The sequence below is a fragment of the Pseudoxanthomonas fibrivorans genome (assembly GCF_041464125.1).
Taxonomy (GTDB): Bacteria; Pseudomonadota; Gammaproteobacteria; order Xanthomonadales; family Xanthomonadaceae; genus Pseudoxanthomonas.
Window position 1 is genome coordinate 441,298 of record NZ_JBGNUG010000001.1, and the last position, 14,837, is coordinate 456,134.

The window sequence follows — 14,837 nt, forward strand, 5'->3', positions numbered from 1 at the left end:
ATCCTGGAATGGAACCGTGGCACTTTGCCGCGGCCCTGAAGCGCGGTAGCGTTCGGGACGCGGGAGGCGCGATGCATCGCGGCTCCCGTGGAGCGCGTTCCGGGAGGGGGCGCCGATCCGGTCCGGCAGGCAGGCAGCCGTGCCGGGTGGAGCGGGGCGTGGATCGAACCGATGCCGACGCCGGAGCCCATGCCCATGCCCGCACCCCCGCGCTCGACCGAGGTCCCCAGGCCGCCCACGCGCAGGGCCCGCGCACGCGCGCCGAAACGCAAACCGGTCCTGGTCGATCTCGCACTGCAGGGCGGCGGCGCGCATGGCGCGTTCACCTGGGGCGTGCTCGACCGCCTGCTGGACGAGGAATGGCTGCGCATCGACGGTATCTCCGGCACCTCGGCCGGGGCGATGAACGCGGCGGTCATGGTCGATGGCCTGGACCGGGGCGGCCGCGAAGGCGCGCGCCAGGCGCTGGCGCGGTTCTGGCGCGACGTGTCCGACGCGGCCCGCTTCAGTCCGCTGCAGCGCGGTCCGCTGGACGTGCTGCTCGGACGCTGGAGCCTGGACGGCTCGCCGCTGTTCGTCGGCATGGAACTGGCCTCGCGGCTGTGGTCGCCGTACGACCTCAATCCCTTCGGGCTCAACCCGCTGCGCGACATCCTCGAGCGCACGATCGACTTCAAGCGCCTGGCGCGCGCGCCGGTGAAGCTGTTCATCACCGCCACCAACGTGCGCACCGGCCGCGGTCGGGTGTTCCGCAACCCCGAGCTGTCGCCCGAGGTGCTGCTGGCCTCGGCGTGCCTGCCGAACATGTTCCAGGCGGTGGAACTGGATGGCGAGTACTGGTGGGACGGCGGCTATTCCGGCAACCCGACCATCACCCCGCTGGTGCGCGAATGCGACTCGCGCGACACGATCCTGGTCGCGATCAACCCGGTCGAACGCGCCGGCCGCCCGACCACCGCGCGCGCCATCCTCAACCGCATCAACGAAGTCTCGTTCAACGCCGGCCTGCTCAAGGAGCTGCGCATGATCGCGATGCTGCGCCAGGTGGTGGACGCGGGCAACTGCGAGGGCGCGCGCTGGGCGCAGATGCGCATCCACCTGGTCCGCAACGAACTGGCCCAGGAACTCGACTATTCGTCGAAGATGAATGCCGAGTGGGCGTTCCTGTCGATGCTGCACGGCGAGGGCCGGCGCGCGGCCGGGGCCTTCCTCGCCAGCGAAGGCGGCAACCTCGGCCGGCGATCGTCGATCGACCTCGACGTGTTGCTGGACGGAGTCTGAGCCATGGGCCTGATCGGGATCCTGCTCGGCCTCGGCCTGCTGGTGTTCTTCTCCTATCGCGGCTGGAGCGTGCTGCTGCTGGCGCCGGCGGCGGCGCTCGTGGCGGCGCTGTTCTCCGGCGAACCGCTGCTGGCGCACTGGACCCTGACCTTCATGTCCAGCGCGGCGGGCTTCTTCGCCCAGTTCTTCCCGCTGTTCCTGCTCGGGGCCCTGTTCGGAAAGCTGATGGAGGACAGCGGCTCGGTCGCGGCGATCGCCCGCTTCATGACGGGCCGGCTGGGCGCGCGCCGGGCGATGCTGGCGGTGGTCCTGTCCGGCGCGCTGGTGACCTACGGCGGGGTCAGCCTGTTCGTGGCGTTCTTCGTGCTCGCGCCGATGGCCGCGGCGCTGTTCGCCGACGCCGGCATTCCGCGCCGCTTGATGCCGGCCGCGCTCGCGCTCGGCACGTCGACGTTCACCATGTCGGCGATGCCGGGCACGCCTTCGATCCAGAACGCGATCCCGATGCCGTTCTTCGGCACCACGCCGTTCGCCGCCCCCGGCCTGGGGCTGATCGCCTCGGCGATCATGCTCGGCTTCGGCCTGTGGTGGCTGGGTCGCGCCGAAGCGCGGGCGCGCGCGGCAGGCGAGGGTTTCGGTGCACCGGCGCCGATCCCGGAGCCGACCGCGGACGGGGTGGTGCGCGAGCGCGCGTCGGTGGCGCAGGCGTTCGATCCGGCCGAAGCCGGGCGCGGCGCGGCCTGTCCGTCGCAGCCGCCGGTGGCGGTGGCGTTCGCGCCGCTGGCGGTGGTGGTAGGGGTGAACCTGCTGATGGCCCTGGTCGTGCTGCCGCGCATGGACGTGTCCTACCTGGCCGAGCCGCGCTTCGGCACCACGCTGCCGGCGGTGGGCGGGGTGTGGTCGGTGTCGGTGGCGCTTGCCGCGGCGATCGTCGCGGTGGTCGCCCTGAACCGGCGCCGCTTCGCCGTGCTGCGGGCCACGGTGGATGCCGGCGCCAACGCTTCGGTCCTGCCGATCCTGTCGGTGGCCAGCCTGGTCGGTTTCGGCGCGGTGGTCGCGGCGATGCCTGCGTTCGCGGTGGTCCGCGAATGGGTGCTGGGCATCGGTGGCGGGCCGCTGGTATCGCTCGCCGTCGCGACCAATGTCCTGGCCGGACTGACCGGCTCGGCGTCAGGCGGCCTGACCATCGCGCTGGATTCGCTGGGCGCGGCCTTCATGCAGGTCGCGGCCGAGACCGGGCTGTCGCCGCAGCTGATGCACCGGGTCGCGGTGATCGGGTCGGGTACGCTCGACAGCCTGCCGCACAACGGCGCGGTGATCACCCTGCTGGCGGTGTGCGGCTGCAGCCATCGGCAGAGCTACCGCGACATCGCGGTGGCGGCCATCGCAGGGCCGGTGGTCGCGCTGGTGGTGGTGATCGCGCTCGGATCGGTGTTCGGGTCGTTCTGAGCGTCGCAGGGCGCCTGCCGCGCGATGCGGCGGGTCCGGGATGCCGGCGTGCGTCGCCGCATCGCCGGCGCCAGGTCGACCCCCAGGCCGAGGCGCTCAGCCGGCCAGCTGGCGACCCAGCCAGTCGCCCAGGCGGGCGAGGCGCGGATCGTCGTTGCCGCGCGCGCTGCACAGCGCCCACTGCCCGCCGGTCTCGATGAATCCCCATGGCGCGACCAGGCGGCCGCCTTCGAGGTCGGCCTGCACCAGTTCCTGCGGCGCGATCGCCACGCCCAGCCCGGCCACCGCCGCCTCCAGCAGGTAGGTGAGGTGGTCGAAGGAGGTGCCGGGCGGCAGCCCGGCGTCGGCCAGCCCCTGCGCACGGAACCAGCGTGGCCATGCCTGCGGCCGCGACGCGGTGCGCAGCAGGGGTTCCTCGAGCAGCGCCGCCGGCGGCGCGGTGCGCAACGCGGCATGGCGCGCATGGCGCGGGCTGAGCACCGGGCCGATGCGCTCGGGTGCCAGCGGACGCACGTCCCACCCCGGCGGCCATGGCGCCTCGCCCAGCAGCAGGGCCGCGTCCAGCCCGGCCAGCGTGGGGCCGAACCCGCCTTCCTGCGCCGACAGGTGCAGCTTGAGCGTCGGCAGGTCGGCGCCCAGGCGCTCCAGTCGCGGAATCACCCAGCGCGCCAGCAGGCTGCCCGGGCAGCCCAGGACCAGGGCCGAGGGCAGGGCGTCGCGGCGCAGGCCGGCCCACGTCGACTGCAGCGCGTTGAAGGCATCGCCGGCCGCGTCGCGCAGGCGCAGGCCGGCGGAGGTCAGGCCCAGGCCGCGCCCCTCCCGTTCGAACAGCGGCGTGCCCAGCGCTTCCTCGAGCGCACGGACCTGGCGGCTGACCGCGCCGTGGGTGACATGGAGTTCCTCGGCGGCCCGGGTGACGCTGCCCAGGCGGGCTGCGGCCTCGAAGGCGCGCAGGGCGTTGAGCGGCGGCAAGGGGCGGGTCATGGCGTGAGTTTATCTCACATGTACAGGCGCAAATGTCGCTGTCCCGGGGTGGAACCCGTGCGCTAGGCTGACAGTCCCCGCCGAATCGCCGGATCCGCCTCGCCATGACCGTCGCCGACTTCCATGCCTACCCGGATGCCGCCGGCCATTTCGGCCGCCACGGCGGCCGCTTCGTGGCCGAGACCCTGGTCGGTCCGCTGCAGGAACTGGCCGCGGCCTACGACGCCGCCCGGGTCGATCCGGCCTTCGTGGCCGCGTTCGACAAGGACCTCAAGCACTACGTCGGCCGGCCCAGCCCGATCTACCACGCCGAGCGGCTGAGCCGCGAGACCGGCGGCGCGCAGATCCTGCTCAAGCGCGAGGACTTGAACCACACCGGCGCGCACAAGATCAACAACACCATCGGCCAGGCGCTGCTCGCCGCGCGGATGGGCAAGAAGCGGATCATCGCCGAGACCGGCGCCGGCCAGCACGGCGTGGCCAGCGCCACCGTGGCCACGCGCCTGGGCCTGGAATGCGTGGTCTACATGGGCGCCACCGACATCGAGCGGCAGAAGATCAACGTCTACCGGATGAAGCTGCTCGGGGCCACGGTGGTGCCGGTGACCAGCGGCTCGGCCACGCTCAAGGACGCGCTCAACGAGGCCATGCGCGACTGGGTGACCAACGTGCAGGACACGTTCTACATCATCGGCACGGTCGCCGGCCCCGATCCGTACCCGCGCATGGTCCGCGACTTCAACGCGGTCGTCGGCCGCGAGGCGAGGGCGCAGATGCTGGCCGACTACGGCCGCCTGCCCGACGCGATCACCGCCTGCGTCGGCGGCGGCAGCAATGCGATCGGCCTGTTCCATGCGTTCCTCAACGACGCGTCAGTGCGGATTGTTGGAGCCGAGGCGGCGGGCGACGGCATCGAGACCGGGCGCCATGCCTCGTCGCTGGCCGCCGGCCGGGTCGGCGTGCTGCACGGCAACCGCACCTACGTGATCTGCGACGACGACGGCCAGATCATCGAGACCCACTCGATTTCCGCCGGCCTGGACTACCCGGGCGTCGGCCCGGAGCACGCATTCCTGAAGGACAGCGGCCGCGCCGAGTACGTCGGCGTCACCGACGAGGAAGCGCTGGCCGCGTTCCACAAGCTCACCCGCACCGAGGGCATCCTGCCGGCGCTCGAATCCAGCCACGCGGTCGCCCAGGCGATCAGGCTGGCGCGCGAGCTGCCCAAGGACGCGCTGGTGCTGTGCAACCTGTCGGGCCGCGGCGACAAGGACGTGCACACCATCGCCGCGCGCGAGGGGATCGTCCTGTGAGCCGCTTCGAAAAGACATTCGCCGAGCTTCGCGCCGCGGGCCGCAAGGCGCTGATCCCGTTCGTCACCGCCGGCGACCCGTCGCTGGAAGCGACCGTGCCGGTGATGCACGCGCTGGTCGGAGCCGGCGCCGATGCGATCGAGCTCGGCGTGGCGTTCTCCGATCCGATGGCCGACGGCCCGGTGATCCAGCGCAGTTCGGAACGCGCGCTGGCGCGCGGCGCGGGGACGGGCTACGTGTTCGAGTGCGTGCGCGAGTTCCGCAGGCGCGACGCCGGCACGCCGGTGGTGCTGATGGGCTACCTCAACCCGGTCGAGATCCGCGGCGCGGCGCGCTTCGCCGAGGAGGCGGTGGCCGCCGGGGTCGATGGCGTGCTGCTGGTCGACCTGCCGCCGGAAGAGGCGTCGGAGTTCCAGCGTGCGTTCAACGCCGCCGGGCTGGCACTGGTGATGCTCGCGTCGCCGACCACGTCGGACGCACGCGCCGCGATGCTCAGCGCCAGCGCGCAGGGCTATCTCTATTACGTCAGCTACGCCGGCGTGACCGGCGCCGACCGCCTCGACACCGGCGCTGCGGGCCGACGGCTGCAGCAGTTGCGGACATCGGCAAAGGTGCCGGTCGTGGCCGGCTTCGGCATCAAGGACGCGACGAGCGCGGCGGTGATGGCGGCCGACGCCGACGGCGTGGTGGTCGGCAGCGCGCTGGTGTCGGCGCTGGCCGACGCCACCGGCGTGGAAGACGCCGCGGCGCGCGCGAAGGCGTTCCTGGTCCCGCTGCGCGAGGCGATCGACGCGGCGTAGCCGGGACGCTGCACGGCCCCGGGGACCGCAGGCCGCGGGGCATGTCAGGCGAACAGGCCGTGCGCCGGCTGCGCGCGCGCCAGCGCGCCCTCGAGTTCGAGCAGGAAGCGCTTGGTCGGCAGTCCGCCGCCGAAACCGGTGAGCGAGCCGTCGGCGCCGATCACCCGGTGGCAGGGCAGCACGATCGGCAACGGGTTGCGCCCGTTGGCGGCGCCGACCGCGCGCGTCGCCGCCGGGCGATCCACCCGCGCCGCCAGCTGCGCATAGCTGGCGGTCGTGCCATAGGGGATGGCGGCCAGCGCGAACCAGACCTCGCGCTGGAACGGCGTGCCCTGCGGTGCCAGCGGCAGGTCGAAGGCCTGGCGCGCGCCGGCGAAGTACTCGTCCAGCTGGGCCCTGGCCTGCCGCAGCAGCGGGTGGTCGCCCTCGTGCCAGCCTTCGCGCCGCTGGGGGTGGCGGTTGCTCGGGAATTCGATCGCATGCAGGCCGGCGTCGGAGGCGGCGAGGGTCAGCATGCCGACCGGGCTGTGGATGCGCTGGTAAAGGACGGTGTCCATCAGGATGTCTCCGCGGAAGCAGGCGCTGCCATCGCATCGCGCCACAGGTGGATCACGGCGTAGGCACGCCACGGACGCCAGGCTTCGGCGCGTTCGCGCAGCTGGCGCGCGGTGAGGCGGCTGCCATCGGCCGGCACGGCCTTCTGCAGCACCAGGTCCTCGGCGGGGAAGGCGTCCGGGTGGCCGAGCGCGCGCATCGCCAGGTAGTGCGCGGTCCATGGGCCGACGCCAGGCAGGGCGCTCCAGGCGGCGACGAACGCGTCGAGCGTCTGCTCCGCGTCGAATCCGACCCGGCCGTCGAGCAGCGCGGTGGCGATGCCGCGCACCGTGGCCGCGCGTGCGCGGGTGAGGCCGAGGCCGTCCAGGTCGCCCCCGGCCAGGGTGTCCGGCGCCGGGAACAGGTGGGTCAGGCCGGGCTGCAGCGGGCTCGCGAGCACGTGGCCGTGGCGCTGGGCGAGGCGCGCGGTGAGCGTGCGTGCGGCGGCGACGCTGACCTGCTGCCCGATCACCGCCCGTGTCGCGATCTCGAATCCGTCCCAGCCGCTGGGCAGGCGCAGGCCCGGCCGCCGGCGCAGCAGTGGCCGCAGGCGGGGATCGGCCGACAGCGCCAGCGCGATCGCGCCGGGGTCGGCGTCCAGGTCGAACATCCGGCGCACGCGCGCCACGATCCGGCCGAGGTCGGCCGGCGCCGCGCCGTGCAGTTCGAGCCGAAGCGCATGCGCGCGGCCGTCTCGCCCGCCCGGCCAGGCACCGACCCGCAGCCAGCCGGGCTGCTGCGGCGTTCCGATCACCCGCGCGTAGCCGGCGGCGTCGACCACTTCCACGCCGGGCAGCGCCCGGCCGCGCAGGAAGTCGAGCATCGCGGCGAAGTCGTAGGGCGGGCGGTAGCCCAGGCGCAGGACCAGCGGTTGCGCGCGGTCGGCGATCGGCACTTCCGCGGGCGCCCGCTTGCGCAGGTCGCGCGGGGCCATGCGGTAGGCCTCGAGGAACGCGGCATTGAAGCGGCGCAGGCTGGAGAATCCGGCGGCCAGCGCGACCTCGGTCACCGGCAGCGCGGTTTCGGTCAGCAGCTGCTTGGCGAACAGCAGCCGCCGCGTGCCGTGCACGCCCACCGGTGCCGCGCCGAGCCGCTCGACGAACAGGCGCCGCAGCTGGCGCTCCCCCAGGTGGACGCGCACGGCCAGTTCCGACAGCGGCCGGTCGGCGAGGAACCCCTGGTCGATCAGCTTGAGCGCGCGCGCGACCGCTTCGTCGCCGCGGCGCCATGCGCCCTCGCCGGGGGCCAGCTCCGGGCGGCAGCGCAGGCATGGCCGGAAACCGGCGGCCTCGGCCGCGGCGGCGGTGGGGTAGTAGTCGACGTTGGCGGCCTTCGGCGCCGGCGCGGGGCAGACCGGCCGGCAGTAGATGCCGGTGCTGCGCACGGCGGTGAAGAACAGGCCGTCGAAGCGCGCGTCGCGGCTGAGCCGGGCGCGTTCGCAGACGCGCGGCGGGGGGAGCGAAGCCGGGGCGGGCAGGGACGACATGCACGCAGGCTAGCACCGCGCCGGGACGGTGACTCGCCGTTTCCGGACATGGAAGGCGGCGCTGCCGTGCCCGTCCGGCGTGCCCGGCTCAGGGCGCGCGCAGCGCCGGCGCCAGGGTGGACGCCTCGCCGTCGTTCGGTTGCGGGGAGAGGCCGAGGAGACGCGCCAGCAGCGGATAGACGTCCACGTTGTCGAACGGCGGGAGCACGGCACCCTGGCGGAACGCAGGTCCATGCGCGATGAACACGGCCCGCATCGACGGCGCATCCGGGTCGTAACCATGCGCCCCGCGGTCGTGCGAGCCCTCCGCGGTCCGCTTCTGGACGGTGGTCCGGGGCAGTGCGTTCCAGCCCTCGTCCATCTGGCACACGATCGGCGGCACGCGCGGGTGGTCGCCGTAATGCAGCCGCGCCGGGATGTCCGCTTTCCGCCAGCACTGGTAATGCGCGTGCCGGCCGGCCAGGCGCGTGGCGACCGTGGCCTCGTGCCCGGCCCTGGGCACCAGGCCGATGACCTGGCCGATGCTCACCACTTCGGCCTCCTCCATCGATGCCATGTCCTCCACCGCCAGGTAGTGGGCTTCCGGCACGTCCGCCATGCCATGGTCGGAGACGACCACCACGTTGGTCGTTCCCCCCACGCCAGCCGCCTCGAGGCGTGACAGCAGGTCGCCTACCGCCGCGTCCGCCGCGCGGATCGCCGCGCGCGTTTCGGGTGCGCCGGGACCATGGTCGTGCCCGGCGCCGTCGACGTTCTCCAGGTACACCGCGAGCAGCCCGGGCCGCGGTCCGGACTGCAGCCATCCGGCCACGCGCGCCATGCGCGCCTCCAGCGGCATGCCCGGGTCGAATTCGTGCCAGTGGCGCGGCAGCGCGCCGCCCCTCGGCGCCGCCACCCCGGGCCATGCCCACACCCCGGTCGCGATGCCGGCCTGCTCGGCGCTGGCCCACAACGGCGTTCCCTGCCACCAGTCGGGCACGCGCGCGGCCTCGCGGTCGGCCACCACGAAGCGTCCCAGCCCGGCATCGTTCATCGAGTTGTGGACGATGCCGTGGTGGTCCGGGCGAAGGCCGGTCACCAGCGTGTAATGGTTCGGAAACGTCAGCACCGGGTAGGACGGACGCATCCATTGCGCGCGCACGCCCCCGGCGGCGAGCCGGTCGAGGGTCGGCGTATCGCCGCGCCCGAGCGCGTCGGCCCGCAGTCCGTCGATCGACACGAGCAAAAGCAGAGGGGGCGCGGCGGCAGCGGCAGGGGCGGGCGCCGGGGCACGCGGCGCGACCGCGCATGCGGACAAGGCGAATAGCAGGGCGAGGCACGCGGACCGGAGGGGGCGCTGCGGGAAAGCGGACATTGCACGAGCGGTGAGGATGTCCCGTACAGCTTGGCAGACTCGTGCGCACCGCGCATGACAGGGTCGCGTGCTTGACGCGGCGACGAGAGGGCAACGATGCTCGGCGCCGACCCCGATGAGGACCGCACATGAAGGTTGCCTTGCTTCAGCAAAGCACGCTCCTGCTGGCCCTGTTCACCAGCACGTCCGTGGCCCCGGCCGCCGCGCCGGCCCGTCCGGACGGTGACGGCGGGGCCGCCGCTACCGCGCGGTGCGAGGTATGGGCGCGCGAACTGTCGTTCGCCCAGTCGGTGGCCGACCACGACGCGGCCGCGTTCGCCGCGCACCTGCACCCGGCTGCGGTGTTTGGCGTCAGCCGGCCCAATCCCCAGCGCGGGCAGGCCGAGATCCTCGCGGCATGGGACGGCCTGATCGCCGGCGTGCAGACCCGGTTGTGGTGGTATCCCGACCACGTCCACGCGGGCGGGGACGGGAGCGTCGTCGCCTCCAGCGGGCCGGCCCTTTACCAGGACGTGGCCAGCGGGCAGTACCGGCTCGGTCGCTTCAGTTCGGTATGGCAGCGGGGCGGGGACGGGACGTGGCGCGTGGTGTTCGACGACGGCCTGGCGCCCAAGCCGGCCGATGCCGCGCAGGCCGAAGCGTTCCATCGCGGTCGCGCCCAGGCCTGTCCGCCGGCATGAGTGCGGGCTGAAGCGCCACGGCAGGTTCACCTGGGCGTGGGAAGCGCCGGCGTATAACCGGCCCATGGATACGTGCAAGGGCTGTTTTTCTTTTCCGGTCATGTCCGCCAGCCGCCCCGCCGGGCGCGCCCGTGGACCGGATGCGCGCACCCTGCTGCTGGCGGTCGCGATGGCGGTAGCACCGTGCATCGCGATGGCGCAATCGGTCGCGCCCAACCGCTACGCCACGCCGGCGCTGCCGCCCCCGACCTCCAGCTACGAGCGCCAGCGCCAGGCCACGGAGGACGTGCAGCGTCGCCAGGACGACGCATCCCGCAAGGCCGAGCAGGACCGGATCGGACTGGCGATCGACAGCAACCGGCGCAAGCTCGAGGTCGACCGCGCGCGCACCGAACGCGACCGCGCCGCCGCCCGCAACCCGGTCGAATCCGAACGCATGCGCCTGGACTACGAACAGCGTCGCCAGGCCTACGAACGCGAGCGCGAGGAACTCGAGCGCCAGCGCGCCGCGTCGGAGGCACGGCCGGTCCCGGTCGAACCCTGACCCGGCGCCACCACCGCCGGGCCTGCTTCCGCGCCGCGGCGTGGCCCGGCGACGGCCCCCTGCGATAATGCCGGCCTGTCCTTCGAGGTTGTTCCGGCATGTCCGACCCGCGCCACGATCCGTCCCGCGTCATCCGCGCCCCGCGCGGTGCCCAGCTCTCCTGCCGCAGCTGGCTCACCGAGGCCCCGTTCCGGATGCTGCAGAACAACCTCGACCCGGAAGTGGCCGAGCGTCCCGAGGACCTGGTCGTCTACGGCGGCATCGGCCGCGCCGCGCGCGACTGGGCCAGCTACGACGCGATCCTGGCCACGCTGAAGACGCTCGGCGACGACGAGACCCTGCTGGTGCAGTCGGGCAAGCCGGTCGGCGTGTTCCCCAGCCATGCCGATGCCCCGCGCGTGCTGATCGCCAACTCCAACCTGGTGCCGCACTGGGCCACCTGGGAGCACTTCAACGAGCTCGACCGCAAGGGCCTGATGATGTACGGGCAGATGACCGCCGGCTCGTGGATCTACATCGGCTCGCAGGGGATCGTGCAGGGCACCTACGAGACGTTCGTGGAGATGGGCCGCCAGCACTACGGCGGCAGCCTGGCCGGCAAGTGGATCCTCACCGCCGGCCTGGGCGGCATGGGCGGCGCGCAGCCGCTGGCCGCCTCGCTGGCCGGCGCCAGTTCGCTGACCATCGAATGCCAGCAGAGCCGGATCGACTTCCGCCTGCGCACGCGTTACGTGGACGAACAGGCGGCCGACCTCGACGACGCGCTGGCGCGGATCGCGACGTACACCGCCACGGGCGAGGCGCGGTCGATCGCGCTGCTGGGCAACGCGGCCGAGATCCTCCCGGAGCTGGTGCGCCGCGGCGTGCGCCCGGACTGCGTCACCGACCAGACCAGCGCGCACGATCCGGTGCACGGCTACCTGCCGGTCGGCTGGACGGTGGAGCAGTGGCTGGCCGCGCAGAAGAGCGAGCCGGACAAGGTCCGCGATGCGGCCAAGGCCTCCATGCGCGTCCACGTGGAAGCGATGCTGGCCTTTCACGCGCAGGGCATACCGACCGTGGACTACGGCAACAACATCCGGCAGATGGCGTTCGACGAGGGGCTGGAGAACGCGTTCGATTTCCCCGGCTTCGTGCCGGCGTACGTGCGTCCGCTGTTCTGCCGCGGTGTCGGCCCGTTCCGCTGGGTCGCCCTGAGCGGCGATCCGGAGGACATCTACAAGACCGATGCCAAGGTCAAGGAGCTGATTCCCGACGATCCGCACCTGCACCGCTGGCTGGACATGGCGCGCGAGCGGATCAGCTTCCAGGGCCTGCCGGCGAGGATCTGCTGGGTCGGCCTGGGCCTGCGCCACAAGCTGGGCCTGGCGTTCAACGAGATGGTGCGCAATGGCGAGCTCAAGGCACCGGTGGTGATCGGTCGCGATCACCTGGACAGCGGCAGCGTGGCCTCGCCCAACCGCGAGACCGAAGCGATGGCCGACGGCAGCGACGCGGTCTCCGACTGGCCGCTGCTCAATGCCATGCTCAACGTCGCCGGCGGTGCGACCTGGGTCTCGCTGCACCATGGCGGCGGCGTCGGCATGGGCTATTCGCAGCATTCGGGCGTGGTTATCGTCTGCGACGGCAGCGAGGCGGCCGATCGCCGCATCGCCCGGGTGCTGTGGAACGACCCCGGCACCGGCGTGATGCGCCATGCCGACGCCGGCTACGAGATCGCGCGCCAGTGCGCGCGCGAGCAGGGCCTGAAGCTGCCGATGCTCCCCGGGTGACTGCGCCATCGGCGGAATAGGTACAAGGTCCACCATCGTCCGCCATCGGTCTTGGCCATGCTGGCACCGTCCGTGACCATGGAGACTCCCGATGACCATTCCGACCCTTGCCGCCGCCGTGCTGGTGGCGGCCGTGCTGGCCGCCCCGGCGGCCGCGCAGCCGGCGCCGGCCGCCGCGTCCACCACCGGGTTCCAGCTGCTCGATGCCGATGGCGACGGCCTGCTGAGCCGCTACGAGTACGACGGTGACAACGCCTTCGCGGTGCTGGATGCGAATGGCGACCGGCGCCTGTCGGCGGACGAACTCGACGCGGTCCTGGGCCGGGTCGCCGCCGACGGGCCGACGGCCGCCGAGCGCATCGTCGTCGCCGACCTGGACCGCGACGGCCAGCTCGACGAGAACGAGCTGCGCGGCGCGGCCGAGATGCGCTTCACCTCGATGGACCGCAACGGCGACGGCAACGTGGACCCCACCGAGTTCGCGGCGGCCTTCGGCGTGCGCGCGCGCTGAAGCGCGGGTCAGGCGACCGACTGCACTGCCCGCGGCGAGGGGCGGTGCGCCCGGTAGTAGGCGATGAAGTCGTCGGCGGCCAGCGCCGGCGAGTACAGCCAGCCCTGCGCATACTGCACCCCCGCCTGGGCCAGGTAGGCGGCCTGTCCGGGCGCTTCCACGCCTTCGGCGACGATGTCCAGGCCCAGGCCGTGGGCGAGGTTGATCACGTGCGGGATGACCACGCCGGTGGCTGCGCCCCTGCCGATCGCGTCGATGAAGGACTTGTCGATCTTCAGCGCGTCCAGCGGCAGCGATTCGAGCATGGACAGGCTGGAGTAGCCGGTGCCGAAGTCGTCGATCGCCACGCGATGGCCCGCTGCGCGGGCGCGCGCCAGGTGCCCGCCGGCCGAGGCGGTGTCGATGAAGCCGCGTTCGGTCGCTTCCAGCCAGACCTGCGACGGGGCGACGCCATGCCTGGCCAGCGCCGCTTCCAGCACGGGGAGGAAGCGCCCGCTGTGCAGGTCGCCGGCGCACAGGTTGATCGACACGTGCATCGAAGGTTCGCCGGCGAACGCGCCCGCCAGGTCCTGGACGACGCGTTCGATCACCTGGTCGGTGAGGGCGGCGATGAGCCCGCTGCGTTCGGCCACCGGAATGAACAGGTTCGGGGGCACCCACGCCCCGTCCGGTCGCTGCCAGCGCACCAGCGCCTCGGCGCCGACGCAGCCGCCTCCGGCCAGTTCCACCACCGGCTGGTAGTGCACCACGAATTCGCCGCGGCGCAGCGCGATGTCCAGCTCGCGCTGGGGTGACAGGCGCTGCCGCGACAGCCAGACCACCAGGCCCACCAGCACCGCCGAGGCCAGCAGGCCGAGCGGGACCATCGCCCGGCGTTCGGCGGCCGTGGAAGCCTCGGCCTGGGCCCGGTCGGCGATGGCGAACGCGACCACGCCGCCTTCCACCCGCGAAGCGAACAGGTGGCGCTCATCCGCGCCGGTGGTCGCGGCGCGGCTCAGCCGCGCGACCAGCGCGGGATCGGCGCCGGGGGAGGCGACGATGGGGCGGCCGGTCCGGGTCGCCACGCCGAGCCAGATGCCCGGGTCGATGATCACGTCGACCAGCCGCTCCGGCTTGACCAGCACGTTGTGGCGATCGCGGCGCAGCGCGAGCATCGTCGCCGAGGGGCTGGCGGCGGGGTGCAGCTCAAGGTCGATTCCGAGGCCGTCCGGCAACTCGAGGTCGCTGGGCTGCGCCGGCACGTGCCCGTCGACCACGCCCCAGCTGGTGCAGGCCAGCCGGTCGCCCTCGAAGAAGCCGATCTCCTCGATCGCCGGCGCGTCGAGCGTCAGCGCGCGCATGCGGGCGACGTGGGCGTCGCTGCAGCCGCTCCACCCCTCGCGTTCGAGGGTCTCCAGCACGCGTCGCGCCTGGGCCACGGTCACCTGCACGCGCTGCAGCGCGCGCTCGGCCTCGTGCGCCAGCCGGGACTGCTCCGAGGCCAGGGCGCGCTGGCGCGAGATGTGGGAGAGCACGAACAGCGGCAGCACCGCCGCCAGCACCGCCAGCAGGATCGCCGTGACCACGATGGATCTGCGACTCATCTGTGCCCCCTCGGCCGTCGCGGATGCAGGCTAGCACGGGCCGGCGGGCGGGCCGGGGCGGCCGCCAGCTCAGCCGGGCTGGCGCGGAAAGGCCGCGAGCGCCGGGTCGAGGGTGGCCCATGCCGGCGCCGAATCGGTCCAGATCACCGCGGTCGGCACGATCCCGCCGGCGTCGTCCAGGGTGCCGACCCGGATGACCATGTTCTGCAGGTTGCCGCTGGATTCGCTGAACAGCTGGGTCCCGCACGTGCCGCAGAAGGAGCGGCGCATGCGGTTGCCGCTTTCGGCGGTGCTGTCGAAATGGCACGGGCTGCCGCGGGTCGCCACTGCCGCGCGCGGCACGACGATGTTCACCGCCGCGTTGCCCAGGGCCCAGTACTGGCAGTCGCGGCACCAGCACAGCCGGGTGGCCAGCGGCGGGGCGGAGAGGGTGTAGCGGATCGCGCCGCAGCGGCAACCGCCGGTCCTGGTCATGGCGTGCTCCTC

At 73.1% G+C, this 14,837-nt stretch carries 14 protein-coding genes; 8 read left to right on the forward strand and 6 right to left on the reverse strand.

Annotation, left to right across the window (positions count from 1 at the left end; all coding sequences use genetic code 11):
- The first annotated feature begins 195 nt into the window (after positions 1-195).
- Positions 196-1,281, forward strand: a complete 1,086-nt coding sequence (locus ACA089_RS02130) for a patatin-like phospholipase family protein (protein WP_372012946.1) — start codon at positions 196-198, stop codon at positions 1,279-1,281.
- 3 nt (positions 1,282-1,284) lie between these two features.
- Complete coding sequence (locus ACA089_RS02135) at positions 1,285-2,730, forward strand: GntP family permease (protein ID WP_372012948.1); 1,446 nt, start codon at positions 1,285-1,287, stop codon at positions 2,728-2,730.
- Between the two features lie 96 nt (positions 2,731-2,826).
- Here ACA089_RS02135 and ACA089_RS02140 read toward each other — a convergent pair whose 3' ends face one another.
- On the reverse strand, positions 2,827-3,714 hold the full coding sequence (locus ACA089_RS02140) for a LysR family transcriptional regulator (RefSeq protein ID WP_372012950.1): 888 nt from the start codon (positions 3,712-3,714) through the stop codon (positions 2,827-2,829).
- 104 nt (positions 3,715-3,818) lie between these two features.
- On the opposite strand from ACA089_RS02140, the gene trpB reads away from it, so the two are divergent.
- Together trpB and trpA are read left to right on the forward strand one after the other, a co-directional pair.
- Positions 3,819-5,027: a tryptophan synthase subunit beta gene (trpB, locus tag ACA089_RS02145; RefSeq protein WP_372012952.1), complete on the forward strand. Its 1,209-nt coding sequence runs from the start codon at positions 3,819-3,821 to the stop codon at positions 5,025-5,027.
- The gene (gene trpA, locus ACA089_RS02150; protein WP_372012954.1) at positions 5,024-5,827 is read left to right on the forward strand and encodes a tryptophan synthase subunit alpha; all 804 of its coding nucleotides are present in this window, start codon (positions 5,024-5,026) and stop codon (positions 5,825-5,827) included. The genes trpB and trpA overlap by 4 nt, the downstream gene beginning before the upstream one ends.
- 44 nt (positions 5,828-5,871) lie before the next feature.
- Here trpA and ACA089_RS02155 read toward each other — a convergent pair whose 3' ends face one another.
- From ACA089_RS02155 to ACA089_RS02165, 3 genes are all read right to left on the reverse strand, one after another.
- Positions 5,872-6,384, reverse strand: coding sequence for a methylated-DNA--[protein]-cysteine S-methyltransferase (locus tag ACA089_RS02155; RefSeq protein ID WP_372012956.1), 513 nt, complete (start codon positions 6,382-6,384; stop codon positions 5,872-5,874).
- On the reverse strand, positions 6,384-7,907 hold the full coding sequence (locus tag ACA089_RS02160; RefSeq protein ID WP_372012958.1) for an AlkA N-terminal domain-containing protein: 1,524 nt from the start codon (positions 7,905-7,907) through the stop codon (positions 6,384-6,386). Before ACA089_RS02160 ends, ACA089_RS02155 begins: the two co-directional genes overlap by 1 nt.
- 88 nt (positions 7,908-7,995) lie before the next feature.
- Entirely contained in the window at positions 7,996-9,261 is a 1,266-nt protein-coding gene (locus ACA089_RS02165) for an alkaline phosphatase family protein (protein WP_372012960.1), read from the reverse strand.
- 128 nt (positions 9,262-9,389) lie between these two features.
- Between ACA089_RS02165 and ACA089_RS02170 the strand changes: the two genes are divergently transcribed.
- The 4 genes from ACA089_RS02170 to ACA089_RS02185 all read left to right on the forward strand — a co-directional run bounded on the left by ACA089_RS02170 (position 9,390) and on the right by ACA089_RS02185 (position 12,768).
- Positions 9,390-9,941: a DUF4440 domain-containing protein gene (locus tag ACA089_RS02170; RefSeq protein WP_372012962.1), complete on the forward strand. Its 552-nt coding sequence runs from the start codon at positions 9,390-9,392 to the stop codon at positions 9,939-9,941.
- Positions 9,942-10,005: 64 nt separating this feature from the next.
- Positions 10,006-10,485, forward strand: coding sequence for a hypothetical protein (locus ACA089_RS02175; protein ID WP_372012964.1), 480 nt, complete (start codon positions 10,006-10,008; stop codon positions 10,483-10,485).
- Positions 10,486-10,583: 98 nt separating this feature from the next.
- Positions 10,584-12,257, forward strand: coding sequence for a urocanate hydratase (gene hutU / locus ACA089_RS02180; RefSeq protein WP_372012965.1), 1,674 nt, complete (start codon positions 10,584-10,586; stop codon positions 12,255-12,257).
- 91 nt (positions 12,258-12,348) lie between these two features.
- Positions 12,349-12,768, forward strand: coding sequence for an EF-hand domain-containing protein (locus ACA089_RS02185; RefSeq protein ID WP_372012967.1), 420 nt, complete (start codon positions 12,349-12,351; stop codon positions 12,766-12,768).
- Between the two features lie 8 nt (positions 12,769-12,776).
- Here ACA089_RS02185 and ACA089_RS02190 read toward each other — a convergent pair whose 3' ends face one another.
- Together ACA089_RS02190 and ACA089_RS02195 are read right to left on the reverse strand one after the other, a co-directional pair.
- On the reverse strand, positions 12,777-14,351 hold the full coding sequence (locus tag ACA089_RS02190) for an EAL domain-containing protein (protein ID WP_372012969.1): 1,575 nt from the start codon (positions 14,349-14,351) through the stop codon (positions 12,777-12,779).
- 69 nt (positions 14,352-14,420) lie between these two features.
- A complete protein-coding gene (locus ACA089_RS02195; protein WP_372012971.1) occupies positions 14,421-14,825 on the reverse strand; it encodes a GFA family protein in 405 nt (134 codons plus the stop codon).
- Positions 14,826-14,837 lie beyond the last annotated feature (12 nt).

Coding starts and splice junctions, on each gene's coding strand:
- ACA089_RS02165 (WP_372012960.1), bottom strand. CDS start 9,261: ATGTCCGCTTTCCCGCAGCGCCCCCTCCGGTCCGCGTGCCTCGCCCTG.
- hutU (WP_372012965.1), top strand. CDS start 10,584: ATGTCCGACCCGCGCCACGATCCGTCCCGCGTCATCCGCGCCCCGCGC.
- ACA089_RS02155 (WP_372012956.1), bottom strand. CDS start 6,384: ATGGACACCGTCCTTTACCAGCGCATCCACAGCCCGGTCGGCATGCTG.
- ACA089_RS02195 (WP_372012971.1), bottom strand. CDS start 14,825: ATGACCAGGACCGGCGGTTGCCGCTGCGGCGCGATCCGCTACACCCTC.
- ACA089_RS02160 (WP_372012958.1), bottom strand. CDS start 7,907: ATGTCGTCCCTGCCCGCCCCGGCTTCGCTCCCCCCGCCGCGCGTCTGC.
- ACA089_RS02175 (WP_372012964.1), top strand. CDS start 10,006: ATGGATACGTGCAAGGGCTGTTTTTCTTTTCCGGTCATGTCCGCCAGC.
- ACA089_RS02140 (WP_372012950.1), bottom strand. CDS start 3,714: ATGACCCGCCCCTTGCCGCCGCTCAACGCCCTGCGCGCCTTCGAGGCC.
- ACA089_RS02135 (WP_372012948.1), top strand. CDS start 1,285: ATGGGCCTGATCGGGATCCTGCTCGGCCTCGGCCTGCTGGTGTTCTTC.
- ACA089_RS02190 (WP_372012969.1), bottom strand. CDS start 14,351: ATGAGTCGCAGATCCATCGTGGTCACGGCGATCCTGCTGGCGGTGCTG.
- ACA089_RS02170 (WP_372012962.1), top strand. CDS start 9,390: ATGAAGGTTGCCTTGCTTCAGCAAAGCACGCTCCTGCTGGCCCTGTTC.
- ACA089_RS02185 (WP_372012967.1), top strand. CDS start 12,349: ATGACCATTCCGACCCTTGCCGCCGCCGTGCTGGTGGCGGCCGTGCTG.
- ACA089_RS02130 (WP_372012946.1), top strand. CDS start 196: ATGCCCGCACCCCCGCGCTCGACCGAGGTCCCCAGGCCGCCCACGCGC.
- trpB (WP_372012952.1), top strand. CDS start 3,819: ATGACCGTCGCCGACTTCCATGCCTACCCGGATGCCGCCGGCCATTTC.